Below are 25439 nucleotides of genomic sequence, written 5' to 3'. Positions count from 1 at the left end.
CGTGTCGCCCAACCTACCGTGAGCGAAATCTCAGGGATCGCCGGTCAGGCCTGTCCCTGCTCCTGCGCGATCAGCCGATCGAGAATCCGTCGTGCGCGAATGGCGCCAGCGTCACCGGGTAGCAACAGTGGTTTGAGCGACCAGAAATCGGCACTCCCCATGAGTTGCTGTTGGGCCTCCACCATTGGCTTGTCTTCGTTGGCGAAGACGCCGATCAGTATCTGGTCGATGAAGCTGTTGAACTCCCCGTCGTCCTGCAGGAACGAGCGTGTGTTGGCAAAGAAGTAATGGGTGGTGCTCTCGGACTCAGGGGTCATGATGTGCAGGTTCGAGCTGCTGACGCCTTCTGAGTAGGGCCTTCCCGGGGCTGTCACGCCGGCGCCGAGATGCATGAGTGATGGTGCCGACCAGATCACTTCGGACCAGACATCCGCCGGTGCGGAAGGGTCGGGCATGTGGGCGGCGAAGGCTGGAGGCGCTACTTCGTTCCTGGCTTCCCAGAGGATGCGCACCCGGTCCCTGTCGAGCTCGCTGACCTGCGCGCCTACGGAGCTCAGCGCACCACCTCCCAGGGTGGTGGGATGGAGGAAGTCGACATGACTGAGGTCCATGATGTTGTCGCACAGCAACTGGTAGTTGCAGGTGGAGTGGAGATACCCGGTATTCCGAGCCGTCGGCCTGGCGTCCGCGAGGAAGGCGTAATCGGCGATCAGATCGGGATCCGCCCGTTCCGCATCACCCATCCAGATCCACACAGCAAGATGCCGCTCCACCACTGGATAGGCCTTGACGCGAGCCGCTGCCGGGATCTTCCCCTCACCGTGGGGATTGTGGACGCAGGCGCCGGTGCTATCGAACTCCAGACCGTGATAGGGGCAGCGGACGGCGTTGCCGCACAGCTTGCCCATCGAGAGCGGCGCAAAGCGATGGGGGCAGCGGTTGCCGATCGCCGCGATGGTGCCATCTTGCAGGCGATACAGCAGAACCGACTCGCCGAGAATGGTTCGGTTGAATAATTCCCCTTCTGGCACCTCATTGGCCCAGGCAGCCATGTACCAGGTGTTTTTCAGGAAGGCCATGTTTCTTGTTCTCCTTATGGATTCATCGGGCCGGCCCCACTATTGACAAAATAAGCTGGACGAACCAGCTGGTATCTGATTGTTTTCCGGCTAAATCGTCTCAGTGGTGGCCAATGGACTTTCTCGGTGAACTGCTGCTTTCCATCCGGCTCGACGCCAGTTCGATCGGGGTCTTTCACAGCCCGGGCGAATGGGGGTTGGACATGCCGCGGATGGACAGCTCGACCGCGCTGCTCTACGGCGTCCTGGACAAGCCCTGCTGGCTGATCAGGGAGGGGCAGCAGGACCTGCAACTGGAGGTCGGCGACCTGGTGCTGGTGCTGGGAGAGGCGAAGGTCGCCATTGCCTCGCAGCCTGGTCTGCCCCTGGAGCCCTTCCTGGATATGTGGCGCCGGCTCAAGCTGCCGGAGGACCTTCACTCCCGGTCACGCCGTAGTGCGCCCATCCATTTCGGCGGCGACGGTGTCCATCGGAATCCCCGGTTGCTGACGGTGGCCTGTGTGCTTCACGAGCCCGAGCGAAACCAGCTGTTATCCAGCCTGCCGGATGTGCTCGTGCTGCCCGGTCGCTGCGGGGCTTCGGCGCAGTGGCTGATGCCAACGCTGAGCTGGATGCTGGGCGAGGACCAGACCCAGAAGCCGGGATTCATGGGGCCGGCGGCACTGCTCGCTGGCTTCCTGCTGACCAGCTTCCTGCGTGACTACATCCTGCTGATTCCCGAAGGGCAGTCGGGCTGGCTGCAGGCGCTGACCGACCCGCGCCTGGGCAAGGCACTGATCGCCATCCATTCGCAAGCGGAGCTGGACTGGTCCGTGGAGACCCTTGCCGCCGAAGCCAGCATGTCCCGCGCGACCTTCTCGAGGCGGTTCAGCGCACTGCTCGGCCAGTCGCCCGGCCAATACCTGATCGCTACCCGCATGCGCCACGCGGCAAGGGAGCTGCTGAAGGGGCGGGCCAGCGTGGCGGATATCGCCGAGCGCTACGGCTATCGCTCCGAGTCGGCCTTCCGCAGCGCCTTCAAGCAGCACCTGGGCGTGGGGCCCAGGGCTTACACCCGGTCGCGCGAACAGGGTGACAGTTGAACCCGGGTGACAACCGCTTCCTGCCCCCGATCCACCCCGAAACACCCCCTCGCGTAGCAACTCGCGGTGCCTTTCAGGTATCGCGATTGCCGATAGGTCGCATCCCAACAAGCGATTAGTCAGAGCTAGCCCCGCACGTCAACCTTTGCCCGTCGCCCGGTCAATCCCGCCGCGCGATGCCACTCCGGCATTTCGACCGCACCGGTCCGGACTGCCTTGATCCGGCCGGTGGTGGCTCACAAGAAGTTCGCCAACAAGAACAATAAGAGGGTTCGTTCAATGGCTATACGCTATAGCGCCGCATCGCGGTGTGCGCCGTTCACCCTGACGCTCGCAGCAGCTTTGGTATGCGGTGCCCCCTCCGTCCACGCTTTCCAGATCCAGACCGGCAATCCGGACCTGAGTCTGCGCTGGGACAACACGCTCAAGTACAGCGCCGCCTGGCGCCTGAAGGACCAGAGCAGCAAGCTCACCGAAGGGCAGGTCGCCCTGAACCAGGACGACGGCGACCGCGCCTTCGACAAGGGTCTGATCTCCAACCGCCTCGACATTCTGTCCGAACTGGACATTGGCTACCGTGACTTCGGTGCCCGAGTCAGCGGTGCCGGTTGGTTCGACACCGAGTACCAGAACGACAACGACAACGACGATCCGACCCGTGCCAACGCACGCTCGGTCGCCTACAACGAATTCACCGATGACACCCGCCACCTTCATGGTGGCGATGGCGAGCTGCTGGATGCCTTCGTCTACTGGAACGGTGATCTTGCGGATCGCAGCCTGTCCGTGCGCCTCGGCCGCCACGGCCTGATCTGGGGCGAGAGCCTGTTCTTCGGCGCCAACGGCATCGCCGGCGGCATGGCCCCGGTGGATGTGGTCAAGGCCATCTCCGTGCCGAACACCCAGTTCAAGGAGATCACCCGTCCAGTCAGCCAGCTGTCCACGACCTACCAGCTAACCGACGACGTTTCCCTCGGCGCCTTCTACCAGTTCGAGTGGGAAGAGACCCGACTGCCAGCGGCCGGCAGCTACTTCTCGGTCAGTGATGTGCTCGGCGAAGGCAACGAACGCCTGATCGTCGGCGCGCCGTTCCCGGCCTTCCTCGGTGGCAACCCGAGCAGCCCAGCGGCCTTCTTCCATGGTAACGACAAGGAAGCCAGGAGTTCGGGGCAGGGTGGCCTGCAGTTGCGCTACAGCGCGGACACCGTGGAGTACGGCCTCTACGCCATCCAGTACCACGACAAGACGCCGAAGCTGTACCTCAAGCCCAGCGCCACCGGGCCGAACTTCGCCACCGGCGAGGTGGGCCAGTTCTACTGGGTCTACCCGGAAGACATCCGCGCGCTGGGCGCGAGCTTCACCACTACGGTGGACGAGTTCAGCTTCGCCGGTGAGGCCTCCATGCGCTGGAACATGCCGCTGGTTTCCAACGGCCAGACAGTGCTGCCCGGCGTGGTCGCCGACAACAATGACAACCCGCTCTACGCGGTGGGCCGCACCGCCCACGTCAACCTGAACATGCTCGCCTCCCTCGGTCCGTCGCTCATCTCCAACGAGGCCAGTCTGGTGGGCGAGATCGCCTGGAACCGCCTGCTCAGCGTGACCAAGAACCGTGCGGCGCTGGACCCGGGTGCCACCGACGACGGCCTAGGCCTGAAGCTGGTCTACACCCCGACTTATCGCCAAGTGTTCCCCGGTGTCGACCTCAGCGTGCCGATGGGCATCAGCTACTTCCCTCTGGGCAAGTCGGCGGTGGTGGGGAGCTTCGGTCCGGACAACGGGGGTGACTTCAACATCGGTGTCAGCGCCACCTACCTCGACCGGGTCACCCTGGGCCTGACCTACACCCACTTCTATGGCTCGGAGGACACCAACCTCGACTCCGTTTCGCACTTCACCTTCAAGCAGTCGCTGAAGGACCGGGACTACCTGGCCTTCTCCGTGAAAACCACCTTCTGAGGGACTTGCGCATGACTATCCCGTTCACTCTCAAGACCTTCTGCCTGGCCCTGGTTGGCGCCGCCGCCCTTGGCCTGCAACCCGCCCTCGCCGCCAGTGTGGATGATCTGGGCAAGAGCCTGACCCCGCTGGGTGCAGAGCGCGCCGGCAACGCCGACGGCAGCATCCCGGCCTGGGATGGCGGCTACACCAAGGTGGACCCGTCGTTCAAGGAAGGTGGCAAGCGCGGCGATCCCTTCGCCACCGACAAGCCGCTGTACAGCATTACCGCAAAGAACCTGGTTCAGTACGCCGACAAGCTCAGCGATGGCGTCAAGGCCATGTTCAAGCGCTATCCCGAGACCTACCGCATCGACGTCTACCCGACCCGCCGCACGGCTGCGGCGCCGCAGTGGGTCTACGACAACACCCTGAAGAACGCGCAGAACGCGAAGCTGGTGGACAGCAGTGCCGGCCCGGTGCCGGAAGGCGCCTACGGCGGTATTCCGTTCCCGGTGCCGAAGAACGGCGCCGAGGCCATGTGGAACCACCTGCTGAACTGGCGCGGCACCTCGGTGGCGATGGATTGGCGGCAGTACCTCATCACCGCCGACGGCGCACCGGTGATGACCACCGACGGCAAGGCCATCCAGGAAATGCCGTACTACTACCCCGACGGCAACGCCGCCAATTTCGATGGTGACTACTGGCTGTTCCGCATGATCAACATCGGGCCACCGCTGCGCGCCGGCGAGCAGATCATGGGGCGCACCAACTTCAATGGCGACAAGTCCCAGGCCCACGTCTACCTGACCGGTCAGCGGCGCGTGCGCAAGCTGCCCAACGCCTGCTGCGACACGCCGACGCCGTCCACTGCGGGTGTGATGTCCTTCGACGAACTGAGTGTGTTCCAGGGCCGCATGGACCGCTTCAACTGGAAACTGGTGGGCAAACAGGAGATGTACATCCCCTACAACACCAACAAGGTGCAGACCGCCGCCAAACCGGAGGACCTGTTCACCAAGCACCACCTGAACCCCGACTACGTGCGCTGGGAACTGCATCGCGTCTGGGTGGTGGAAGCCGAGCTTGCGCCCGGCAAGCGCCACCAGCTGCCCAAGGGCCGCTACTACCTCGACGAAGACACCTGGCAAGCCATGCTAGGCGACCGCTGGGACGCCAATGGCCAGTTGAGCAAGACCCTGTGGGCGCTGCCGGCGGTCCTGCCGGACCTGCCTGCCCAGGCGACCCTCTCGGCGGGCTTTTACGACCTGGTCTCCAACACCTGGTTCCTGCAGAACCTCTACGCCGGCAAGGACCAGCAGTACGGCGTGGTCGAGCGCTACAAGCCGGCGGAGTTCTCCCCGGCGGCGATGGCGGGACGTGGCGTGCGCTGAAGAGGTGAGGGGAGGGCGCCAGTCCTCCCCTGTTTTGGCTGAAATTCGAGGTAGAACATGAACAGATTGCGTCCGGTGAGCGGCCTGCTACTGGCCCTCGCCCTGTCGATCGCAACGCCTTGCCTGGCCGATGCCAAGGCCGTCGGTGATGTACTGGAAAGCCCCGCGATGCAGGTGCCCAATGCCGAGCGCGCGGTGTTCACCGACCTGACCCGCGCAGGCGATCGCCTGGTGGCGGTGGGCGAGCGGGGCCTGGTGCTGCTGTCCGACGACAACGGCCAGCACTGGCGCCAAGCACAGGTGCCGGTGTCGGTGGGGCTGACCGCTGTGCAGTTCGTCGACGCCAGCCATGGTTGGGCGGTCGGCCATGCCGGCGTGGTTCTGGCGACCACCGACGGTGGTGAAAACTGGGCGTTGCAGCTCGACGGCCGTCGCGCCGCGCAGCTGGAGCTGGATGCCGCGCGCCATGAACTGCCGGCTGCGGCGGACGCCGAAGCCGCCGAGACCCGGGTGCAGACCGCCGAACGCCTGGTGGAGGAGGGCGCAGACAAGCCCCTCCTGGCCCTGGCCTTCAGCGATGCCGACCATGGGCTAGTGGTGGGGGCCTACGGTCTTGCCCTGCGCACCGAGGATGGCGGAACCACCTGGCGCTCGGTGATGGGCACCATCGACAACCCCATGGGCCTGCACCTCTACGCCGTGGCCCGTCAGGGCGTGGCCTGGTTCCTTGCCGGCGAGCAGGGCTACCTGGCGCGCTCGCCGGATGGCCAGCAGTTCCAGCAACTGGAGAGCCCCTACGCCGGCACCCTGTTCACCCTCGCCAGCCGTGCCGACGGGGCGCTGCTGATCGGTGGGCTCAAGGGGCACGCGTTCCTACTCGCGAAAGACGCCGACAGCGCGGAAGCGTTGCCGATGATGGCGCCGCTGTCCTTCAGCGACGCCATCTGCCTGGATGACGGCCGTGTGCTCCTGGCCAACCAGGCCGGCGGCCTCTTCGTCAGTGCGTCTGGTGCCCTCATCCCGGCCGCCAGGCCCCTGGGCAAGCCGGTTTCGGGTCTGGTCCAGGCCGCCGACGGCAGCCTGGTCCTTGCTGGTTTCACCGGCCTGTTGCGCCTGCCGCAGTCCGCCGTTTCCGCTTCGGAGTGAGTTCATGAATTCCGCTCGCCAAGCCATTCCGTCCGGCCAGGACGCATTCGATCCCCGTTCCGGCTCGCTGGTGGAACGGGCGCTGTTCAACCACCGTCACTGGGTGCTGCTGCTGTGCCTGCTGACCACAGTGCTGCTCGGCTGGCAGTCCACCCGCCTGGAGCTCAACGCCAGCTTCGAGAAGATGATCCCCACCGGGCACCCGTACATTGCCAATTACCTGGACAACCAGAAGGAGCTGTCGGGGCTGGGCAATGCACTGCGCATCGCCGTGGCCAACCGCAAGGGGGATATCTACGACGCTGATTACCTCAAGACCCTGCAGGCCCTGAGCGACCGCATCTACCTGCTGCCCGGCGTCGACCGCGCCTACATGAAGTCCCTGTGGACGCCGGCCACCCGCTGGGTCTCGGTGACCGAGGAAGGCCTGGACGGCGGACCGGTGATCCCGGACGAGTACGACGGCAGCGCCGCGTCCCTCGCCGATCTGCGGCGCAACGTGCAGCTGTCCAACGAGATCGGCCAACTGGTGGCCTTCGACCAGCGCTCCAGCATCATCTACGTGCCGCTGCTGGCGCGTACGCCGGATAGCAAGCCGCTGGACTACCGCGCGCTGGCCGACCAGCTGGAGGCCCTGCGCATCCAGTACCAGAGCGACAGCGTCGATATCCACATCACCGGCTTCGCCAAGAAGGTGGGCGATCTGATCGAGGGGCTGGAGCAGATCCTGCTGTTCTTCGCCGTTGCCATCCTCATCACCACCGTGGTGCTCTACGGCTACACCCGCTGCGTGCGCAGCACCGTGCTGGTGGTGCTCTGCTCGCTGGTGGCGGTGGTCTGGCAACTGGGCCTGCTGCCGCTGCTGGGCTACGAGCTGGACCCGTACTCGGTGCTGGTGCCCTTCCTGGTGTTCGCCATCGGCATGAGCCACGGCGCGCAGAAGATGAACGGCATCATGCAGGACATCGGCCGCGGCATGCACCGCGTGGTGGCTGCACGATTCACCTTCCGCCGCCTGTTCCTCGCCGGCCTCACCGCGCTGCTCTGCGACGCGGTCGGTTTCGCCGTGCTGATGATCATCCAGATTCAGGTGATCCAGGACCTGGCGATCATCGCCAGCATCGGCGTCGCCGTGCTGATCTTCACCAACCTGATCCTGCTTCCGGTGCTGCTCTCCTATGTCGGCGTCAGCCCCCGTGCCGCCGAGTTGAGCCTGAAGAGCGAACGGGCGGATCAGGGCGGCCAAGCGCGGCACCCGTTCTGGCGTTTCCTCGACCTCTTCACCCGCAAGCCCTGGGCCGCGATCTGCGTGGGCGTCAGCCTGGTGATGGCGGTGCTCGGCTTCATGGTCAGCCTGCACCTGGCCATCGGCGACCTGGACGCCGGCGCCCCCGAGCTGCGCCCGGACTCGCGCTACAACCAGGACGACGCCTTCATGACCCGCAGCTACGGGGCCAGCAGCGATCTCTTCGCGATCATGGTGCGCACGCCGGACAGCGTCTGCGCGCGCTACGACATCCTGCGCAAGGTGGACGAACTGGACTGGCAGCTGCGCAGCCTGCCGGGAGTGGATTCGACCAACTCCCTGGCGCTGCTCAACCGCCGCATGCTGGTGGGCCTCTCTGAGGGCAGCCCGAAGTGGTACGAGCTGCAGAACAACCAGGCGATGCTCAACATGATCACCGCCAGTGCACCGCGCGGTCTCTACAATGAGTCCTGCAGCCTGCTGACGCTCTACGTCTACCTCACCGACCACAAGGCCGAGACCCTGAGCCGCCTGGTGGAGCACGTGGAAGCCTTCGCCGCGGCCAACGACACCGACGAGGTGAAGTTCCAGCTGGCCGCCGGCAACGCCGGGATCGAGGCCGCCACCAACATCGTGGTCAAGGAAGCCAACCGCGAGATGCTGTTCTGGGTCTACGGCGCGGTGATCCTGCTCTGCCTCATCACCTTCCGCTCCTGGCGCGCGACCCTCTGCGCCGTGATCCCGCTGATGCTCACCTCGATCCTCTGCGAGGCGCTGATGGTGGGCCTGGGCATCGGCGTGAAGGTGGCCACGCTGCCGGTGATCGCCCTCGGGGTGGGCATCGGCGTCGACTACGCGCTCTACGTCATGAGCATCATGCTCGGTCACCTGCGCCAGGGCGCCAGCCTCTCCGAGGCCTATTACCGGGCGCTGGTCTCCACCGGCAAGGTGGTGATGCTCACCGGGGTCACCCTGGCCATCGGCGTGGGCACCTGGATCTTCTCGCCCATCAAATTCCAGGCCGACATGGGGGTGCTACTGGCGTTCATGTTCGTCTGGAACATGGTCGGAGCCCTGGTCCTGCTGCCGGCGCTCGCCTACTTCCTGCTGCCGGCGACCCGTCGCGGCGACGCGGTGGCCGAAGACCCGGCGCTGCCGGCGCAACGGCGCGAGGAGCGGGCCGACCAGGCGCTGCTGCTGGATGCCGTGAATTCCTGAAACCACAGAACAACAACAAGAGCCGATCGCGATGACACGACTGATCACCACCTTGCGAAGCATCTGGAAAACCCTGCCCGAGGCTGTCGGACATTACGCCGAAGGCGCCTATGGCTTCATGCCGGAGGTACGCGATGAGCGCCGCTGAACGCCAGGCGGGTCTGCCGCAATCGCTGTTGCTGCTGATCGGCAGCTGCCTGCCGGTGCTCGGCGCGGTGCTCCTGGCGCCGGTGTTGCCGCGCATGCAGGCGCACTTCGCGGAAACCCCGGGGGCGGCGGTTTTGGCACCCATCGCCCTGACCATCCCGGCCCTGGTGATTGCCCTGTTGGCGCCTTTCGCCGGCATGATCGCCGACCGCCTGGGGCGCAAGCCGCTGCTGCTTGCTTCCATGCTGCTCTATGCCTTCTGCGGTCTGCTGCCGCTGTGGCTGGAGTCGCTGCCGGCGATCGTCGCCAGCCGCGCCGGCCTGGGCCTGGCGGAGGCGGGCATCATGACCTGCTGCACCACCCTGATGGGCGATTACTACCAGGGCGCGCGCCGTGAGCGGCTGTTCGCCCTGCAGATGGTCGCCACCTCCTTGTCGGCCGCTGTGTTCATCGCCTTGGGTGGTGCCCTGGGGCAGGACGACTGGCGCACCCCGTTCGTACTCTACGCCGTGGGTCTGCTGTTCATGCCGCTGATGGCGGCGCTGCTCTGGGAGCCCAAGCCCAGCGTGGGCGACGCGCACGCCGGAGCGGCCGGGCGCTTCCCCTGGGGCGCGCTGTTGCCGCTGTACGGGCTGACTGTGCTGGCGGGTATCAGCCTGTTCATCGTGCCGGTGCAGGCCGGTTTCCTGCTGGCCCTGCTGCATGTGGATGCGCCGCAGCAAATAGGCATGACCATGGGCGCCAATCAGCTGGGGGTGCTGGCCGGGGCCCTGAGCTTCCGCCTGTTGGCGGGGCTGCGCCGCCCGCTGTTGTTGCTGCTGGCCTTTGCCACCGCAGGGCTCGGCGGTTGGCTCATGGCCAGTGCCGCCAGCCATGCCCTGCTGATCGTGGCGGTGCTGGTCAATGGCCTGGGCATCGGCCTGCTGCTGCCGACCCTGATCACCTGGGTGATGAGCCAGGTCAGCTTCGCCCAGCGCGGACGGGCCACAGGCGGTTTCACCGCAGCCCTGTTCGCCGGCGAGTTCATCAGCCCGCTGGTGGTGCTGGCCCTGACCCACGGCGAAGCCGGTGCGCTGCCGGCGGCCCTGGCTCTGGTGGCCATCGCCCAGTTGTTCCTGGCCGTCGCCTGCCTGGCACTGCCCTGGCTGTTCCGCCCGCTGGCTGCGCCGGCCACCAGCCTGTCCTGAACCTTTTCGGAGTACCCCATGGCCCATCCTCTGGATTCCGCCGCCCTCGACCAGCTATTCCTCAAGGCCCGCTCGCACAACCTCTGGCAGGACCGCGAGGTGCCCGAGGCACTGATTCACCAGCTCTACCAGGCCCTGCGCCAGGGCCCCACCAGCAACAACTGCAGTCCGGCACGCTTCGTCTTCGTGCGCAGTCCGGAGGCCAAGCAAAAGCTACTGCCGGCCCTCAAGGGCCATAACGGCGACAAGATGCTGCAGGCGCCGGTGACGGTCATCGTCGCCTGGGACAGCCGCTTCTTCGAACTGTTGCCCGAGCTGTTTCCGATTTATGACGCCGGCGCGGTCTACCGTGAGAATCCGCAGGCGGCGCTCATCGCCGCCCTGCGCAATAGCAGCCTGCAGGGCGCCTACCTGATCCTCGCAGCGCGCACCCTGGGCCTGGACTGCGGCCCCATGTCCGGCTTCGACAGCGCCCAGGTGGACGCCACGTTCTTCCCGGACGGCCGCTGGCGCAGCAACTTTCTTTGCTGCCTGGGCTATGGCGATGACACGGGCCTGCGCCCGTCCGGACCGCGCCTGTCCTTCGAGCAGGGGTGCCGCATCCTATGAGCAGCTCGCTGTTTTCCCTCGAAGGCCGGGTCGCGCTGATCACTGGCGCAACCCGTGGTATCGGCCTGGCCATCGCCCGTGAATACGGTCGCGCCGGTGCGAGCCTGGCCATCAGCAGCGAGAACGCCGACGACTGCCAGCGCGTGGCGGCCGAGCTGCGCGGCGAAGGCTTCGACGTGACCAGCATTGCCGCGGATCTCGCCCAGCCGGACGAGGTCCGCGCACTGGCACGGCAGGTGCTCGACCAGTACGGGCGGATCGATGCGCTGGTGTGCAATGCCTGCGTGGCGCCGCACTTCGGCCCGCTGCACAGCGCCGATGAAGCGGCCTGGCGCCTGACCATGGGGATCAACCTGGAAAGCGCTGTGTGGCTGAGCAACGAGCTGTTGCCGGTGATGGCGGAGCAGGGCGGCGGCAGCCTGGTGTTGATGGCCAGCATCGCGGGCGTACGCGGCAACAAGGCCCTGGGGCTCTACGGCCTGTCGAAGGCAGCTCTGGCCCAGCTGGCGCGCAACCTCGCGGTGGAGTGGGGCCCGGCCAACATTCGCGTCAACGCCATCAGTCCCGGTGTGATCCAGACCGAATTCGCCCGGCCCCTGACCGACAACCCCGAAGTGATGCAGCGCCGCCTGGAGCTGACTCCCCTGCGCCGGGTCGGCCGGCCGGAAGAGGTGGCGGCCTTGGCGTTGCTGCTGGCCGCCCCGGGCGGCGCCTTCATTAATGGACAGAACATCATCGTCGACGGTGGCACCACCATCGGCGACGGCAATTGAAAGGAGTTTCCATGCACGCACTTCCCCCCTTCAAACGCGTGGTCACCGGCCACGACGCCACCGGCCAGGCCGTGGTTGCCATGGCTGGCCCGACGCCAAACAACTTCCCGCTCAAAGCGGTGCCCGGCACCCTGTTCTACGAGGTGTGGAGCAGCGCCACCAGCCCGGCAACCCTGGACAACGGCGACGACCCCACCGCCAAGGCACTGCAACTGTCCCCCGACGCCCTGGGCAGCGTGATCCGCGTGGTGGATATCCCGCCGGACAGCGTGCAGAACCAGGTCAGCGCCGAAGACGCGGCCGCCGTCTTTGCCGAGATCGGTGAAGCCCACGCCGGCACTGGCAAGGCTGATTCGAAGCACAAGCTGATGCATCGCACCGAGACCCTGGACTACGGCATCGTCACCGAGGGGGAGGTCTGGCTGGTGCTGGATGGCGAGGAAATCCACCTCAAGCGCGGCGACATCGTGGTCCAGCGCGGCACCAACCACGCCTGGAGCAACCGCACCGAGGCCATGGCGCGGATGGTCTTCATCCTGCTGGACGGCCGCTACGCACCGGCGCTGGCGGAGGTGTTGAAATGAAGCTCGCCACCCTGGCCGATGGCAGCCGCGACGGGCGCCTGCTGCTGGTGTCCCGCGACCTGACCCGCGCGGTGGACGCCACCGATATCGCTCCCACGCTGCAGGCGGCGGTGGATCATTGGTGGAGCCTGGAGGAGGACCTGCGCAGCCGCTACGACGCTCTCAACCGGGGCGAACTTGAGGACGCCTTTGACTTCGATCCAGCCGACGTCCTGGCGCCGCTGCCCCGGGCCTGGCAATGGCTGGACGGCTCCTGCTTCCTCAGCCATGGCGAGCTGATGCAACGCGCGTTCAACCTCGATCCCATCGAAGGCGTGGAGATTACGCCGCTGATGTACCAGGGTGCTGGTGACGACTTCCTCGGCGCTCGCCAGGACATCCCGCTGCCCAACGAAGCCCATGGCATCGACTTCGAGGGTGAGTTCGCCGTGCTGGTGGACGAGGTGCCCATGGGCTGCACCGCGGAGCAGGCGCTGGGCCATATCCGCCTGGTGCTGCAGGTAAACGACGTCAGCCTGCGGGCCCTCGCACCCCGGGAAATGAAAACCGGCTTCGGCTTCGTCCAGGCCAAGTCCTCCTCCAGCTTCGCTCCGGTAGCGGTGACCCCAGACGAGCTGGGCGACGCCTGGCGCGACGGCCGTGTGCACTTGCCGCTGAACGTCGAATGGAACGGGCAGTGGTTCGGCCATCCCCATGGCGGTGCCATGCACTTCGGCTTCCACCAGTTGATTGCCCACGCGGCCCTGACCCGTCGCCTCGCCGCCGGCAGCATTCTGGGGTCGGGCACCGTTTCCAACGCCGATCGAAGTGTCGGCTCGGCCTGCATCGCCGAGCGTCGCGCCATCGAGATGATCGCCCGGGGGGCGCCAGCCACCGGCTTCATGCGCTTTGGCGACAGGGTGCGCATGGAGGCGCGCAACAGCAACGGATCAGTGCTGTTCGGCGCCATCGACCAGCGGGTGATCCAGGGAGGCTCGCCATGCGCGTGATGGTCACCGGGGCTGGGGGCTTTCTCGGCCGGCAACTGGTCCAGCGCCTGCTGGAGTCGGGCAGCCTGCGCGGCCACAGGATTGAGGCGCTGGTGCTGCTCGACCAGCGTCTCGACAGCTTCGCGGCGGACCACCGCCTGCGTCTGCTGGAGGGCAGCATCACCGATCCCACACTGCTGCGCAGGGCCCTGGCCGACGGCATGGACGTGGTCTTCCACCTGGTGAGCATCCCCGGTGGCGCGGCGGAGCGGGAGTATGGCCTGGGTCACCAGGTCAACCTGCTGGCCAGCCTGGAGCTGCTGGATCAGCTGCGCCGCACGGCACGCCCAGCGGTGTTGGTGTACGCCAGCAGCGTGGCGGTGTACGGCGTCGACCTGCCCAAGCGCATGGACGAGGGGCTGATGCCACGCCCGGCGCTGTCCTACGGTGCCCACAAACTGATGGTGGAAACCCAGGTCAGCGACCTGGCCCGCCGTGGCGAAGTGGATGGCCGCGTCTTGCGGCTGCCCGGCATCGTCGCACGGCCTCGCGAGCCCAATGGGTTGCGCTCGGCCTTCATGAGCGACCTGATGCATGCCCTGGCTGCAGGCGAAGCCTACGAGTGCCCGGTGTCTCCCAGCGCCACCGCCTGGTGGATGTCGGCTCGCTGCTGCGTCGACAACCTGCTGCATGCCGCCGAACTCGACAACCCCGGGGCGCAACCCATCTGGCAACTGCCGGTGCTGCAGCTATCCGTCGCCCAGGTGGTCGAGGCACTGGCCGAAGCCTTCGGCGACGACCGCCGGGAGCTGGTCAGCTACCAGCCCGACGCCGGCCTGGAGGCCCTGTTCGGTCGCTATCCACCCCTGCGTACGCCACTGGCCCGGACCCTGGGCTTCCGCCACGACGGCTCGGCCCAGGCCCTGGTGCGCAACGCGCTGAATGCCACGTCCCGGCGTACCCACGCCATTGAACGAATCGCTTGAGAACCGCCGCCATGACCCTTGCCCGCAAACGCCGCCTGGTCGACCTTTCCGTCACCCTGGACAACAACCCCTACACCGATCCACCACCGCTGTTGCCGAAGATCGACTACATGGACCACCAGCAGGGTTGGCCGGAAATGGCCGCGATGTTCCCCGGCCTGTCCATCGACCAGATGCCAGGCAATGAGTCATGGGCTGCCGAGCGCCTGGCGATTACCACCCACAGCGGCACCCACATGGATGCCCCATGGCACTATGCGTCTACCACCGATGGCGGTAAGCCCGCCTTCGGCATCGATGAGTTGCCCCTCGAGTGGTGTCTGCAGCCGGGGGTGAAGCTGGATTTTCGTGCGCTGCCCGACGGCCATGTGGTCACCGCCGCCGAAGTGGAGGCGGAGCTGGCACGTATCGGCCACGAGCTGAAACCGCTGGACATTGTGCTGGTGAACACCCGCGCCGGCAGCCTGTTCGGTAAGCCGGGCTACCTGGAAGCGGGCGTCGGCATGGGCCGCGAGGCCACGCTCTACCTGCTGGAGCGCGGCGTACGGGTGGTGGGCACCGACGCCTGGAGCTGGGACGCGCCGTTCAAGTACACCCGCGAGCGCTTCGCCGAATCGGGCGATGCCTCGATCATCTGGGAAGGGCACAAGGCCGGGCGCGACATCGGCTACGGCCAGATGGAAAAGCTCGCCAACCTCGACAGCCTGCCGGTGAGCGGCTTCCTGGTGTCCTGCTTCCCCTACAAGATCAAGCATGCCTCGGCGGGCTTCGTCCGCGCCGTAGCCATCTTCGAAGAATGAGAAAAGGAGTTCCCCGTGCGCTTTTCCCTGCTGCTGGCTGCCCTGGCTTGCCTGGCGCCGCTTCATGCCGGTGCCGCCGAGCGGCCCAATATCCTGCTGATCGTCGCCGATGACCTGGGTTACTCGGACCTGGGCGCCTTCGGTGGCGAGATCGCCACGCCGAATCTGGACCGCCTGGCCGAAAGCGGCCTGCAGCTGACCAACATGTACGCTGCGCCCACCTGTTCGCCAACGCGGGCGATGCTGATGTCCGGCACCGACAACCACCTGGCCGGGCTGGGCACCATGGGTGAGGCGATCCAGCCCTTCCAACGCGGCAAGCCGGGCTACGAGGGCTACCTCAACCAGCAGGCTCATTCCATCGCCGAGTTGCTGCAGGGTGGTGGCTACCGCACCAGCATGGTAGGCAAGTGGCACCTGGGTCTGGCCCCGGAGCAGGGGCCCGACCGGCGCGGCTTCGAGCAGTCTTTCACCCTGCTGGAGGGCGGCGCCGTGCACTTCAAGCCGACAGCGGGAGCCGCGACCAAGCTCGAACAGGTCACCTACCGTGAGAACGGTCACCCGGTGGAGCTGCCGGCGGATTTTTACTCCACGGATTTCTACACCGACAGGCTGATCGGCTACCTGAAGGCGGGGGAAGGCAGCGGCAAGCCGTTCTTCGCTTACGCCGCCTACACCTCGCCACACTGGCCGCTACAGGCGCCGGAGGCTTACCTGGACAAGTACCGGGGTCGCTACGACGGCGGTTATGACGCAATCCGCCAGGGGCGTATCGAGCGGATGAAGACCATGGGCCTGCTGCCCGCGGACTTCCAGAGTGCCGCGCCTTTGCCCGCGAGCCCGCAACTGCCCGATTGGGATCACCTGAACGCCGCGCAGAAGCGCGTCGAGGCCCGCAAAATGGAGATCTACGCGGCCATGGTCGACAACCTCGACCACAACGTCGGTCGCCTGCTCGACTACCTGCGCCAGAGCGGCCAGCTGGACAACACCCTGGTGGTGTTCATCTCCGACAATGGCGCCGCTGGCGAGCGCCACGAGCAGTTCTACCCGGCCGGTCCCGACACCGACAACAGCCTGGCGAACCTTGGTCGGCGCGGCTCGCAGATCGACTACGGTCTGCGTTGGGCCGAGGTGAGCGCGGCGCCCCTGCGGCTGTTCAAGGGCAGCACCGCCGAGGGCGGTATCAGCGTCCCGGCCATCGTGCTGTTGCCAGCCAGCCTCCGTCGCCAGGGCCTGGAGCGCAGCGTCGCGCGGGTGGATGAACTGGCGCCGACCTTCCTCGCCCTGGCTGGTCTGCCCGATCCGGGTGACAGCTGGAAGGACCAGCCGAAGCACCCCATCACCGGCCGTTCGATGCTGGCCATGCTGGAAGGCCAGGGCCGCCCCGAACCATTCATGGCCGGGGAGCTGTTCGGCAGCCGCTACTACCGCGAAGGCAACCTGAAACTGCTCGGCCTGGTGCCCTGGGGTAAGCCCGGTGACGTTCCGCCGCCGCTCCGCTGGCAGCTGTTCGACCTGTCCCGGGATCGCGGCGAGCAGCGGGACCTGGCAGCTGAACAGCCGGCGACCCTGGAGCGCCTCAAGGGGGCCTGGCTGGACTATGCGCGCCGGGTCGGGGTGGTCGCGCCGCCGGTTGCAGGGGTGCAATGAGGCCGAAGCGCCTGTGCCGCATCGCCCTGGACTCCAACGAGGCGATGGGTTTCGTTCCTCTACCCATCCTACGGGCTGGAGTCAGTTCGTAGGGTGGATCGGGCGGTGTGCGCCGTGCACCCTACGCCCGGCGCAGCGGCAGGTCCTCCAGGCGCAGGGCGATCAGCAGCGGTAGCAGGGCGACCAGGCTGTCCAGCAGCAACAGCTGGCGGAAGGCCTCGCCGGCGAGTGCGCCGCCGGCCAGTTCGAGGGCGTCGCTCGGCGCTTCCGGCGAGAGCAGCCAGTAAAGGCTGGACAATGCTGCTACCCCTAGTGCACCGCCGAGGCCGCGCGAGAGGCCGCAGAGACCGGTGGCGACGCCCAGGTGCTCGGTCGGCACGGCGTTCTGCACCGCCACCAGGGAGGTGGGGAACTGCATGCCGAGGGCGGCGCCACAAAGCAGCAGCACCAGCAGATGACCGCCGGCGGACAGCGGTAGCCAGGCCCAGGCCAACAAGGCCAACGGCAGCAGTGCGCTGCCGGTGACCAGCAGGCCTTTGTAGCGACCCCAGTGGGCGCTCAGCCGTCCCCCAAGGTAGGCGCCAAGGGGCGCACCGAAGGCGATGGCGGTGAGCTGTGCGGTGCTGCTGGAAAACCCCTGGCCACTGGTATGCAGGGGAATCAGCACGGCGAGGCCAATCGCCTGGAAACTGGCGAAGAACAGCAGCAGCCAGCCGCCCCGCGCCGTCGCGATGCGCAACAGCGGCAGGGGGATGAGCGGATCGCTGGCGCGCTTCTGGCTGGCGACGAACAGCGGCAGTGCCACGGCGCACAACCCCAGCGCGGCGAGGTTGCCGGCGTCCAGAGGATCCACCGCGTGGCCGACACGGCCAACCAGCCAGAGCAGGGAGGCCAGGCCCAGGGACAGCAGGGCGGCGCCCAGGTAGTCGATGGGTGAGTCCCGGCGCTGCTGCACCAGGGACTTCAGCGCTGGGCGCGCCAACAGGAAGCACAGTACCCCCAGGGGCAGGTTCAGCCAGAACACCCAGTGCCAGGACAGCCGCGTGCTGAGGCCGGTACCCAGCACCGGCCCGGCAAGGCTCGCCAGGGCGAACATGCTGCTGAACCAGCCCTGGTAGCGGCCGCGCTCGGCGGGCTCCACCAGGTCGCCCACCAGGGCCTGGGTAGTGGCCATGAGGCCGCCGGCGCCGATGCCCTGCAGCAGCCTGGCAGCCACCAACTCACCCATGTCGCGGGCCAGCGCGCAAAGCACCGAGGCCAGGACGAACAGCAGCAGGGCGACGGCCAGCATCCGCCGGCGACCCAACTGGTCGCCCAGTTTGCCGAGCAGCGGCGTGGCCACCGTCATCGCCAGCAGATAACCGGAAACCACCCAGGCCAGCAGTTCGGCACCGGACAGTTGGCGGGCTATGGCGGGCAGGGCGGCGGCCACGATGGTCTGGTCGAGGGCGGCCATGAACAGGCCCAGCATCAGGCCGGGCAGCAGGCTGCGCAATTGCGCATGGCCGGCGGGGAGGTGGCGGGGTGGCGCGTTCATCGAATTCCTTGGCGGGAGGTCGGTGGCGTGACGAATGGCGTACAGGTTAAGGGATGGACCGATGTCCCTTACAGCCTGTCGCCATGGGGAACACCGGTCCGAGGGGATGAAAAAGGCGGAGCCCATGCCTTGTGGGCGGGGTCCGTGGCGTTGGCGAAGTGACTGATCGTCACCATGCCATGGGCGCAAAAAGACTCCCGGGCCAGCCGGCTCCCGGGAGTTGAGGCGGCAGGTTCCCCTTGCCCGGGGCGTGCGGCTCCGGGGGTGTGCCTGCCGATGACGACGGAGCGCGTCAATGCTTGGGCGGCGGACCACCCGGTGCCCATTTTTCCTGGTAGTGGAACAGGAAATACTGTGAATTGTCCGCGCCGGGCAGAGCCTCACGGGCAGTCCAGCTTTCGTCGTGCAGGTCCATGTCGGCGTCGTACTCCACGTGGCAGCCCATGGGGCTGTTGAAGTACCAGAACCAGTTGGAACCCAACTGGTGGCGGCCGGGGCCCCAGAACGACTCGTAGCCCTTCTCCACCAGACGGGTGCCGGCCAGCATCACTTCGGTGGGGCCGCCCATGTGGAAGGTGAAGTGCTCAATGCCCTTCATGAACGGAGGTGTCTGGATCAGGAACAGCGTGTGGTGGTCCAGGGTGCCGGCCGGGCGCAGGAACGGTCCGACATCGGTGAAGCGGTCGGTGCAGACGAAGCCGATGCGCAGGTAGAAGGCTTCCGCCTTGGCGTAGTCAGGGACGAAGTAGACGACATGGGACAGGCTGCGGGGCAGGGCGGCCATCTCGTCGCTGGAGCCCAGGGTATTGACCTCGCGGCTGAAGCTGGAACCAGGCGCGTTGCTGATCTCGCCGGGCAGGTCGAGAGTGCGTCGGCAGGTAATCTGGAAGCCGAGGGCAAAGCCCATGTCATCCACTACGCGGAGAACGCCGTCTTTACCACGGACTACGTCGCGATCTTTCGACAGCTCGGCCTCGATGGCCTGCAGAGTCGCTTCGTCGGCGACGCCATAGACCGTTTCACGAAGAGTGCTGGCGGTTTCCATCGCCTTCGGCAGGCGCGCGTCGTCGCGATGGCGAATGACGACGCCGGTGCCGTCCAGGGCTTCCAGGTAGCCGCCGGTTGCGTCGAGACCGCGTGGCTTGAGTCCATAGTCGGTGAGGTATTGCACGCAGGCGTCAACGTCGTCGACGCCGAACACCAGGTAATCAGGTCCGATGATCTTCATGGTCGGATTCTCGTTTTGGCAATCAGGCGGTACGGCCGCCGAGGGTCTCGGCGACCCAGTCGGCGATGTACTGGCCGGCATTGATGGAGTTGTCGAAGCTGGAGTGCTGCACACCGCCTTCGCGCGGGGTGAAGATCTTCAGTTCGCGCTTCGGGCTGTTCACCAACTGCTCGTAGGTACGGTGGGCCCACTTCAGCGGGATCTGGGAATCCTGTTCGCCGTGGGTGACCAGGAAGGGGACCTTGATGCGTTCCACCACACCGTCCAGGTGGACGTTCTCGGCGATGGTCATGAACTCGTCGACGTCCTTGCCGCCCCAGACCCAGCGCACGTGCTCCCAGTAGTGCGGCACCGGGAAGCTGCCCTCGCGCTCCAGGCGGCGTTTCTGCACGTCGCGCCAGTCATGGTTGGCGCCCCAGACCACACCACAGGCGAAGCGCGGTTCGAAGGCCACCACGCGGGGGCAGTAGTAGCCGCCGAGGGACACGCCTTCGCAGCCGATGCGGCTGGCGTCCACGTCCTCGCGGGTCTCCAGCCAGTCGAAGACGCGGCTGCCCCAGTGCTCGGCGTCGTAGCGGGCTTTCAAGTCATGCAGCCGCAGGGCCTCGCCGGTGCCCGGCTGGTCGATCAGCAGCGAGGACACGCCACGCTTGGCCAGCCACATCGGCAGGCCGACGCGGTATTTCATTTCCTTGGTGGAATCCAGGCCGTTTAGCTGCACCAGCAGCGGTGCGGGGCCTTCCACACCTTCGGCGCGGACGAGCAGGCCGGAGATGACCTTGCCCTCGTAGGGGATCTCCACGCGTTCGCAGTTCTCGCCGGAGAGGGCGATGCCACGGGCGAAGGTGTCGAGGAAGCGTTGGTACAGTTCCAGACGGCCGGGGGCACCGTGGGCCTGGAGCCGTTCGCAGGTCAGATAGTAGGTGGCGGCGCGGTTGTACTTCTCCCCGGCCGAGAGCAGGCGGCCTTTCTCTTCGTCCTCGCGGGCGAGGTCACAGAGTTTGTCGGCCATCTTCGACCAGGTTTCACGGAAGGCCCGGGTACCGGCAGCGTCGGGTTGCTTGGCGGCGTCCTGCAGGGGTTCGCACATTTCGACGATTTCACCGATACGGGCGCCCATTTCCAGCGCCAGGTCCACCGAGAGATTCCAGACGTAGTTCGTAGGGAAGTAACGGAACATGTTGTTGTTTTCCTTCTTCTGATCCGGGGCGCGCCTTCGCGGCGGTTGGCGCCGGACGCAAGGCGGGCGCTCCCTGGATGACTGCTCCCGCATCAGGCAGTGGTGCGGGCGTCGACCACCCGGCTGGGGCGGCCCTGGCAAGCTCGCATGGGGGTAGGAATTGGACAAATCGCTTGTTCGGATGCCAGCTATCGGATCGCGAGATACATGGCCCCACCTCTCGCGCGACAGGCATGGCGAACGGCGATGCCTTGCATCGTCAGTCTCGATTGGTTGGCCCGCACAGGGGCTGGCTAGGGTATGCGGCCGCGCTCGCTGCGCACTGCCCAACGGAGGAGGCTGCCTTGCCCGTCACCATTCGAACTCTCGATTCCCGGCCCGGTGCGCTGCGGCGCTGGCTGGACCACCTCAGTGTCGGCGGCAAGCTGTCGCTGGGGTTCGCCCTGGTATTGGCCTGCACCCTGGGCATGGCGCTCACCGCCCTTCATGCGCTGCGCGCGACCCAGGCCGGCGCGGAGCAGTTGCGCGCCCTCGATCGGCTGCAGGACAGCCTTTCCCGGGCGCGCCTGGCGGAAAAGGATTTCGGCCTGTCACCCGTGCCGGCGGCGGTCGAGCGGGTCGAGACCAACCTGCGGCGTCTGTCTGCCGAACTGCCCCTGACGCAGTCGGGAGAGGCCTTCGGCCGGGCCCTGGAAACTACCACCGGGCAGTATCTGGACGCTTTTCGGGGCTATGCCGGGGCACGCAGCGCAGCCGTCGATGCGCGCTTGCGCATGCAGGCGTTGGCGGAGACCACCGGCCAGCGTTTCAGCGGGCTGTTCCTCGACCAGCTGGATGACATCAACCTCGGCCTCGAACAGGACGCGGCGCCCGACCCGCAGCAGATGCAGTTGCTGGAGGAGGCGGCCAGCCTGCGCGAACGCTTGGCGAATCTGCGGGACAGCGAGCTGTATTTCTCCCTGGATGCGCAGAAGCGCTTCCACGACGATTGGGAGAACCGCAGTAACGAACTGGGCACCGCCCTGACCAGCGTGGCGTCGCGGCTGGACGGCGAGCGACGCCAGTCCCTCGACGAGGCCAGCCGTGCGCTGGAGGAGTATCGCCAGGCATTCCGGCGCTTCGCCGCCAGCGGCGAGTCGGCCACCGCCGCCCAGGCGAGCATGGCGGCATCGGCGGACAAGGTGACGAGCCTGCTGCAGGCGGAGCGGGTCCGGCGTGACGCCGCCCATACCGCACTGCGCCAGCGCCTCGACCTGCAACTGGCGGTCATGGTGCTGCTGGCGCTGGCCCTGAGCGTCGGCGCTTGCCTGGCGATCCGTCGCGCGGTGGTCGCGCCGCTGCGGCGCATGCTGGGGCTCGCCCAGCGGGTGGCGTCTGGTGACCTCGGTGAGCGCCTGGCGCCTTCCGGCCGGCGCGACGAGCTGGGCCGCCTGAGCGACGCCATCGGCCTGATGCTGGAGGCCTTGCGCGCGCTGGTGGGGAGGATTGGCGAAGAAGTGGCGCAGCTGGACCGCGCCGCCGGCTCCCTGGCCGGCATGGTGGAACGCACAGGGCAGGGCGTGCGCGCGCAGCGTCAGCAGACCGACCGGGTGGTCGACGCCATGCAGCGCATGACCGGCGCGGCGGCCGAGACCAGTGCGCAGGTGGACGGCAGCCAGACGGCCCTGGGAGAAGCCGGTGCGCTGATCCGCGAGGGCGACAGCCTGGTGCGCCAGGCCAGTGACAGCCTGCAGCGGCTGTCGCGGGAAATGTCCGCCAGCGCGGCTTCCATGCAAGTGCTGGAAACCCAGAGCGAGGGCATCACCGCCGTGCTGGACGTGATCAACGCGGTGGCCGAGCAGACCAACCTGCTGGCCCTGAACGCCGCCATCGAGGCGGCCCGAGCCGGCGAACACGGCCGTGGCTTCGCCGTGGTGGCCGACGAGGTGCGGGCCCTGGCCAGCCGCACGCGGGATTCCACCGGCGAGATCGACGCCATGATCCAGCGCCTGGGCCAACTGACCCGTGACACGGCCGCGAGCCTGCGCGGCAGTCAGCGGTTGACCGGGGAGGGCGTCGAACTCAGCGGCCGCGCCACTGGGGTGCTGGCGGCGGTCAGTGCGGCGATGGTGCGCATCGAACGCACCGGACGGAGCATCGCCGAGACGGCCACCACCCAGCACGACATGGCCCGCCACGTGGATGCGGCGGTGGGCCATGTCAGTCAGGTTGTGGAGCAGAACGCCGAGGATTGCGGCCGCCTTGAAGAGGCCTCGGGCAGCCTGCAGCGGCTGAGCGCCAGCCTCGGCGAGGCCGTGGGGGTGTTCCGCAGTGGAACGCCCGATGCCGATGGACTCAGAGGGTGACGGGGGACTCCGGGCGGCGGACCATCTCCATCAGCTTCTCGCGCAGCCAGCGCAGCATGGGGTCGCGATCCAGGCTGCGGTGCCAGCTCATGTACTCCTGCATCGTCGGCAGCTCCACGGGCGGCGGCAGGATGCGCAGCGGCAGGTTGCGCGCATAGAGTCGCGCGAGGCGGCTGTGCATGGTGGCGACGCGCTGGGTGCCGATGACCAGTTGCGGCAGGGTGTTGAAGTCGTGGGTGATCACTTCCAGGCGGCGCTTGCAGCCGTACTGGGACATGAACCATTCCTCGATGCCGGGCGTGCGGCTGCGGCCGAAGGCGACGCCCACATGCCCCAGCTCCAGGTAGCGTTCGAGGGTCAGGCGCTCGCCGATGCTGTAGTTCTCGGCGCACACCACGCAGACGTGCTGCTCGTCGAAGAGCAACTGCGAGGGGTGTTCCTTGGCGACGTAGTGCTCCGGCGCGATCATCAGGTCCACCTCTCCGCGCATGAGCATCTCGACGGCGGTCTCGCCGGGGCTGATGAGTTCGAAGGTGATGTTCGGGGCTTCGTTGTTGATCTCGCGGATCACTTCGGCGAACAGCACGCTGATCAGGTAGTCCGAGGCCATGATGCGGAAGTGCCGCTTGCTCTCGGCGATGTCGTAGACCGGCTTGGCGGTGATGGAAGTCTGGATTTTCAGCAGCACTTCGCGAACCGGGATTTCCAGTTCCTTGGCCAGCGGGGTGGGCATCATCTTGCGGCCGACCTGCACCAGCAGGTCATCTTCGAAGTAGGTCCGCAGGCGTCCGAGAACACCGCTGGTGGCCGATTGGGTCATGTGCAGGCGGGCGGCGGCACGGGTGATGTTCTGCTCTTCGAGCAGCACATCCAGTGCCACCAGGAGGTTCAGGTCCAGGTGCTTGAAGCGCATTCCAGGCATCTCTAGTTGTATTTATTTTCGCGATACCCTGCATCCCGACTAACGATTAGTCAAATTGTTCGCGCCTTCCTAGCCTGTGCTCCCAAGGGCCGCTCTCCGGCTGTCGTGCTGCCTGCCGCGCTTGCGTGGTCCCCCTCGAAATACCTACCCGGCACGGGCCGTCACGCTCGCGATCGCCCGTGCGCTCCCACAACAAGAACAAGGATTCATCCATGAGCGATATCAGCAAGGTACTCATAGTTGGCGGCGGCATTGGCGGGCTCTGCGCGGCCATCGCAATGCGCCGCCAGGGCGTGGCGGTGGACCTGGTGGAGATCAAGTCCGAGTGGACCGTCTACGGCGTCGGCATCATCCAGCAGAGCAACGTGGTGCGCGAGATGGCCCGCCTCGGCGTGCTCGACGACTACCTCGACGCCGCCTACGCCTTCGAGGACGTGGGTATCTACGACCTGCAGGGTAACGCCCTGGTGCGCATTCCCGGACAGCGCCTGGCCGGCCCCGAGTATCCCGCCAACGTCGGCATCTCGCGCCTGGCCCTGCACCAGGTGCTGAGCGGCACCGCGATCGAGCTGGGCGCGCAGGTGCGCCTGGGGCTGACGGTGGAGTCCTTCGAACAGGACGTGGACGGCGTGGATGTGGCCTTCACCGACGGCAGTACCGGCCGCTACGACCTGGTGGTGGGCGCCGACGGCGTCTATTCGAAGATCCGCGGCATGCTTTTCGGCGACACCTACAAGCCGCGTTTCACCGGCCAGGCGGTGTGGCGCTACAACTTCCCCCGCCACCCGTCCATCGACCACCTGGCGAGCTACGTAGGTGCCGAAGGCAACGCCGGCCTGGTGCCGCTGGCCGACGACCTGATGTACATGTTCTCCACCTCCCATGAGCCGAGTAATCCCTGGTACGAACCAGCGCAGCTCGCGGAGCTGATGCGCGACCGCATCGGCCAGATCGGCGGCCTGGTGGGCGAGTTGCGCGAGCAGATCACCGACAGCAGCCAGGTTGTCTACAAGCCGATGGAGGTGGTGTTCGTCAACGAGCCCTGGTTCAAGGGCCGCGTGCTGCTGATCGGCGATGCCGCCCATGCCACCACGCCGCACCTGGGACAGGGCGCCGGCATGGCCATCGAGGACGCGCTGGTGCTGAGCCTGGAACTGACCGGCGCGGGCTCGATTCAGGAGCGCCTGGAGCGTTTCATGGACCGCCGCTTCGAGCGCTGCAAGTACATCAGCGAGAACTCGATCATGGCCGGCGAACGGGAAATGGCCCGCGATGCCAGCTTCGACCGCATCGGTCTGACCAAGGCAATGCTCAAGCTGACAGCCGAACCCATCTGAAGTCCGCGGCCGGCCGCCGGAGCGGCCGCCGTTCCCGTCTTTCCGCACGCCGTACCCGGTTCGCTCCGGGCACGACG

General features: G+C 66.8%; 20 protein-coding genes and 1 pseudogene. 16 read left to right on the top strand and 5 right to left on the bottom strand.

The window, feature by feature from the left end:
- Nucleotides 1-44: 44 nt before the first annotated feature.
- Nucleotides 45-1079: an aromatic ring-hydroxylating dioxygenase subunit alpha gene (locus tag DM872_RS12900; RefSeq protein ID WP_179059869.1), complete on the bottom strand. Its 1035-nt coding sequence runs from the start codon at nucleotides 1077-1079 to the stop codon at nucleotides 45-47.
- 113 nt (nucleotides 1080-1192) lie between these two features.
- On the opposite strand from DM872_RS12900, the gene DM872_RS12895 reads away from it, so the two are divergent.
- The 13 genes from DM872_RS12895 (at nucleotide 1193) to DM872_RS12835 (ending at nucleotide 16813) form a co-directional block, all read left to right on the top strand.
- On the top strand, nucleotides 1193-2161 hold the full coding sequence (locus DM872_RS12895; RefSeq protein WP_179059868.1) for a helix-turn-helix transcriptional regulator: 969 nt from the start codon (nucleotides 1193-1195) through the stop codon (nucleotides 2159-2161).
- A gap of 279 nt (nucleotides 2162-2440) precedes the next feature.
- Nucleotides 2441-4120 (top strand): DUF1302 domain-containing protein, encoded by a 1680-nt coding sequence (locus DM872_RS12890; protein ID WP_179059867.1) that lies wholly within the window; start codon nucleotides 2441-2443, stop codon nucleotides 4118-4120.
- Between the two features lie 11 nt (nucleotides 4121-4131).
- Complete coding sequence (locus DM872_RS12885; protein ID WP_179059866.1) at nucleotides 4132-5496, top strand: DUF1329 domain-containing protein; 1365 nt, start codon at nucleotides 4132-4134, stop codon at nucleotides 5494-5496.
- A gap of 57 nt (nucleotides 5497-5553) precedes the next feature.
- A complete protein-coding gene (locus DM872_RS12880) occupies nucleotides 5554-6642 on the top strand; it encodes a WD40/YVTN/BNR-like repeat-containing protein (protein WP_179059865.1) in 1089 nt (362 codons plus the stop codon).
- 4 nt (nucleotides 6643-6646) lie between these two features.
- Nucleotides 6647-9106 carry an efflux RND transporter permease subunit gene (locus DM872_RS12875; RefSeq protein WP_179059864.1) on the top strand — a complete coding sequence of 820 codons (2460 nt, stop codon included), beginning with the start codon at nucleotides 6647-6649 and terminating at the stop codon, nucleotides 9104-9106.
- Nucleotides 9107-9240: 134 nt separating this feature from the next.
- Entirely contained in the window at nucleotides 9241-10440 is a 1200-nt protein-coding gene (locus DM872_RS12870) for an MFS transporter (protein WP_179059863.1), read from the top strand.
- Nucleotides 10441-10458: 18 nt separating this feature from the next.
- Nucleotides 10459-11049, top strand: coding sequence for a malonic semialdehyde reductase (locus DM872_RS12865; RefSeq protein WP_179059862.1), 591 nt, complete (start codon nucleotides 10459-10461; stop codon nucleotides 11047-11049).
- Nucleotides 11046-11822: an SDR family NAD(P)-dependent oxidoreductase gene (locus DM872_RS12860; protein ID WP_179059861.1), complete on the top strand. Its 777-nt coding sequence runs from the start codon at nucleotides 11046-11048 to the stop codon at nucleotides 11820-11822. Before DM872_RS12865 ends, DM872_RS12860 begins: the two co-directional genes overlap by 4 nt.
- A gap of 11 nt (nucleotides 11823-11833) precedes the next feature.
- The gene (locus tag DM872_RS12855) at nucleotides 11834-12406 is read left to right on the top strand and encodes a cupin domain-containing protein (protein WP_179059860.1); all 573 of its coding nucleotides are present in this window, start codon (nucleotides 11834-11836) and stop codon (nucleotides 12404-12406) included.
- Nucleotides 12403-13395 carry a fumarylacetoacetate hydrolase family protein gene (locus DM872_RS12850; protein WP_179059859.1) on the top strand — a complete coding sequence of 331 codons (993 nt, stop codon included), beginning with the start codon at nucleotides 12403-12405 and terminating at the stop codon, nucleotides 13393-13395. The genes DM872_RS12855 and DM872_RS12850 overlap by 4 nt, the downstream gene beginning before the upstream one ends.
- Complete coding sequence (locus DM872_RS12845; RefSeq protein ID WP_179059858.1) at nucleotides 13386-14360, top strand: NAD-dependent epimerase/dehydratase family protein; 975 nt, start codon at nucleotides 13386-13388, stop codon at nucleotides 14358-14360. The genes DM872_RS12850 and DM872_RS12845 overlap by 10 nt, the downstream gene beginning before the upstream one ends.
- 11 nt (nucleotides 14361-14371) lie before the next feature.
- A complete protein-coding gene (locus DM872_RS12840) occupies nucleotides 14372-15160 on the top strand; it encodes a cyclase family protein (RefSeq protein WP_179059857.1) in 789 nt (262 codons plus the stop codon).
- A gap of 15 nt (nucleotides 15161-15175) precedes the next feature.
- Nucleotides 15176-16813 carry an arylsulfatase gene (locus DM872_RS12835; RefSeq protein WP_179059856.1) on the top strand — a complete coding sequence of 546 codons (1638 nt, stop codon included), beginning with the start codon at nucleotides 15176-15178 and terminating at the stop codon, nucleotides 16811-16813.
- A 121-nt stretch (nucleotides 16814-16934) separates the two neighbouring features.
- On the opposite strand, the gene DM872_RS12830 is transcribed toward DM872_RS12835, so the two are convergent.
- The 3 genes from DM872_RS12830 to DM872_RS12820 form a co-directional block, all read right to left on the bottom strand.
- A complete protein-coding gene (locus DM872_RS12830; protein ID WP_179059855.1) occupies nucleotides 16935-18350 on the bottom strand; it encodes an MFS transporter in 1416 nt (471 codons plus the stop codon).
- 292 nt (nucleotides 18351-18642) lie between these two features.
- A complete protein-coding gene (locus tag DM872_RS12825) occupies nucleotides 18643-19578 on the bottom strand; it encodes a VOC family protein (protein ID WP_179059854.1) in 936 nt (311 codons plus the stop codon).
- A gap of 22 nt (nucleotides 19579-19600) precedes the next feature.
- The gene (locus DM872_RS12820; RefSeq protein WP_179059853.1) at nucleotides 19601-20758 is read right to left on the bottom strand and encodes an alpha/beta hydrolase family protein; all 1158 of its coding nucleotides are present in this window, start codon (nucleotides 20756-20758) and stop codon (nucleotides 19601-19603) included.
- Between the two features lie 77 nt (nucleotides 20759-20835).
- On the opposite strand from DM872_RS12820, the pseudogene DM872_RS30910 reads away from it, so the two are divergent.
- Nucleotides 20836-22218: pseudogene (locus tag DM872_RS30910) on the top strand (HAMP domain-containing protein); the annotation flags it as partial.
- Complete coding sequence (locus DM872_RS30905) at nucleotides 22210-23103, top strand: methyl-accepting chemotaxis protein (protein ID WP_373273712.1); 894 nt, start codon at nucleotides 22210-22212, stop codon at nucleotides 23101-23103. The pseudogene DM872_RS30910 and the gene DM872_RS30905, both read left to right, overlap by 9 nt.
- Here the strand turns inward: DM872_RS30905 and DM872_RS12810 are convergent.
- Nucleotides 23093-24016 (bottom strand): LysR family transcriptional regulator, encoded by a 924-nt coding sequence (locus DM872_RS12810; protein ID WP_179059851.1) that lies wholly within the window; start codon nucleotides 24014-24016, stop codon nucleotides 23093-23095. The genes DM872_RS30905 and DM872_RS12810 overlap by 11 nt on opposite strands.
- 221 nt (nucleotides 24017-24237) lie before the next feature.
- Between DM872_RS12810 and DM872_RS12805 the strand changes: the two genes are divergently transcribed.
- Nucleotides 24238-25362, top strand: coding sequence for an FAD-dependent oxidoreductase (locus DM872_RS12805; RefSeq protein ID WP_179059850.1), 1125 nt, complete (start codon nucleotides 24238-24240; stop codon nucleotides 25360-25362).
- The last annotated feature ends 77 nt before the right edge of the window (nucleotides 25363-25439 follow it).

Source organism: Pseudomonas taiwanensis, assembly GCF_013393345.1.
GTDB lineage: Bacteria > Pseudomonadota > Gammaproteobacteria > Pseudomonadales > Pseudomonadaceae > Metapseudomonas > Metapseudomonas resinovorans_C.
Note: the sequence above shows the minus strand (reverse complement) of the source record. Positions and strands in the feature narration are given on the sequence as shown.

Bases quoted from the DNA above. Each gene is read 5' to 3' on its own strand.
- DM872_RS12820 (WP_179059853.1), bottom strand. From the start codon at position 20,758: ATGTTCCGTTACTTCCCTACGAACTACGTCTGGAATCTCTCGGTGGAC.
- DM872_RS12870 (WP_179059863.1), top strand. From the start codon at position 9,241: ATGAGCGCCGCTGAACGCCAGGCGGGTCTGCCGCAATCGCTGTTGCTG.
- DM872_RS12890 (WP_179059867.1), top strand. From the start codon at position 2,441: ATGGCTATACGCTATAGCGCCGCATCGCGGTGTGCGCCGTTCACCCTG.
- DM872_RS12875 (WP_179059864.1), top strand. From the start codon at position 6,647: ATGAATTCCGCTCGCCAAGCCATTCCGTCCGGCCAGGACGCATTCGAT.
- DM872_RS12855 (WP_179059860.1), top strand. From the start codon at position 11,834: ATGCACGCACTTCCCCCCTTCAAACGCGTGGTCACCGGCCACGACGCC.
- DM872_RS12830 (WP_179059855.1), bottom strand. From the start codon at position 18,350: ATGAACGCGCCACCCCGCCACCTCCCCGCCGGCCATGCGCAATTGCGC.
- DM872_RS12860 (WP_179059861.1), top strand. From the start codon at position 11,046: ATGAGCAGCTCGCTGTTTTCCCTCGAAGGCCGGGTCGCGCTGATCACT.
- DM872_RS12865 (WP_179059862.1), top strand. From the start codon at position 10,459: ATGGCCCATCCTCTGGATTCCGCCGCCCTCGACCAGCTATTCCTCAAG.
- DM872_RS12880 (WP_179059865.1), top strand. From the start codon at position 5,554: ATGAACAGATTGCGTCCGGTGAGCGGCCTGCTACTGGCCCTCGCCCTG.
- DM872_RS12885 (WP_179059866.1), top strand. From the start codon at position 4,132: ATGACTATCCCGTTCACTCTCAAGACCTTCTGCCTGGCCCTGGTTGGC.
- DM872_RS12845 (WP_179059858.1), top strand. From the start codon at position 13,386: ATGCGCGTGATGGTCACCGGGGCTGGGGGCTTTCTCGGCCGGCAACTG.
- DM872_RS12895 (WP_179059868.1), top strand. From the start codon at position 1,193: ATGGACTTTCTCGGTGAACTGCTGCTTTCCATCCGGCTCGACGCCAGT.
- DM872_RS12850 (WP_179059859.1), top strand. From the start codon at position 12,403: ATGAAGCTCGCCACCCTGGCCGATGGCAGCCGCGACGGGCGCCTGCTG.
- DM872_RS30905 (WP_373273712.1), top strand. From the start codon at position 22,210: ATGCTGGAGGCCTTGCGCGCGCTGGTGGGGAGGATTGGCGAAGAAGTG.
- DM872_RS12805 (WP_179059850.1), top strand. From the start codon at position 24,238: ATGAGCGATATCAGCAAGGTACTCATAGTTGGCGGCGGCATTGGCGGG.
- DM872_RS12840 (WP_179059857.1), top strand. From the start codon at position 14,372: ATGACCCTTGCCCGCAAACGCCGCCTGGTCGACCTTTCCGTCACCCTG.
- DM872_RS12900 (WP_179059869.1), bottom strand. From the start codon at position 1,079: ATGGCCTTCCTGAAAAACACCTGGTACATGGCTGCCTGGGCCAATGAG.
- DM872_RS12810 (WP_179059851.1), bottom strand. From the start codon at position 24,016: ATGCGCTTCAAGCACCTGGACCTGAACCTCCTGGTGGCACTGGATGTG.
- DM872_RS12825 (WP_179059854.1), bottom strand. From the start codon at position 19,578: ATGAAGATCATCGGACCTGATTACCTGGTGTTCGGCGTCGACGACGTT.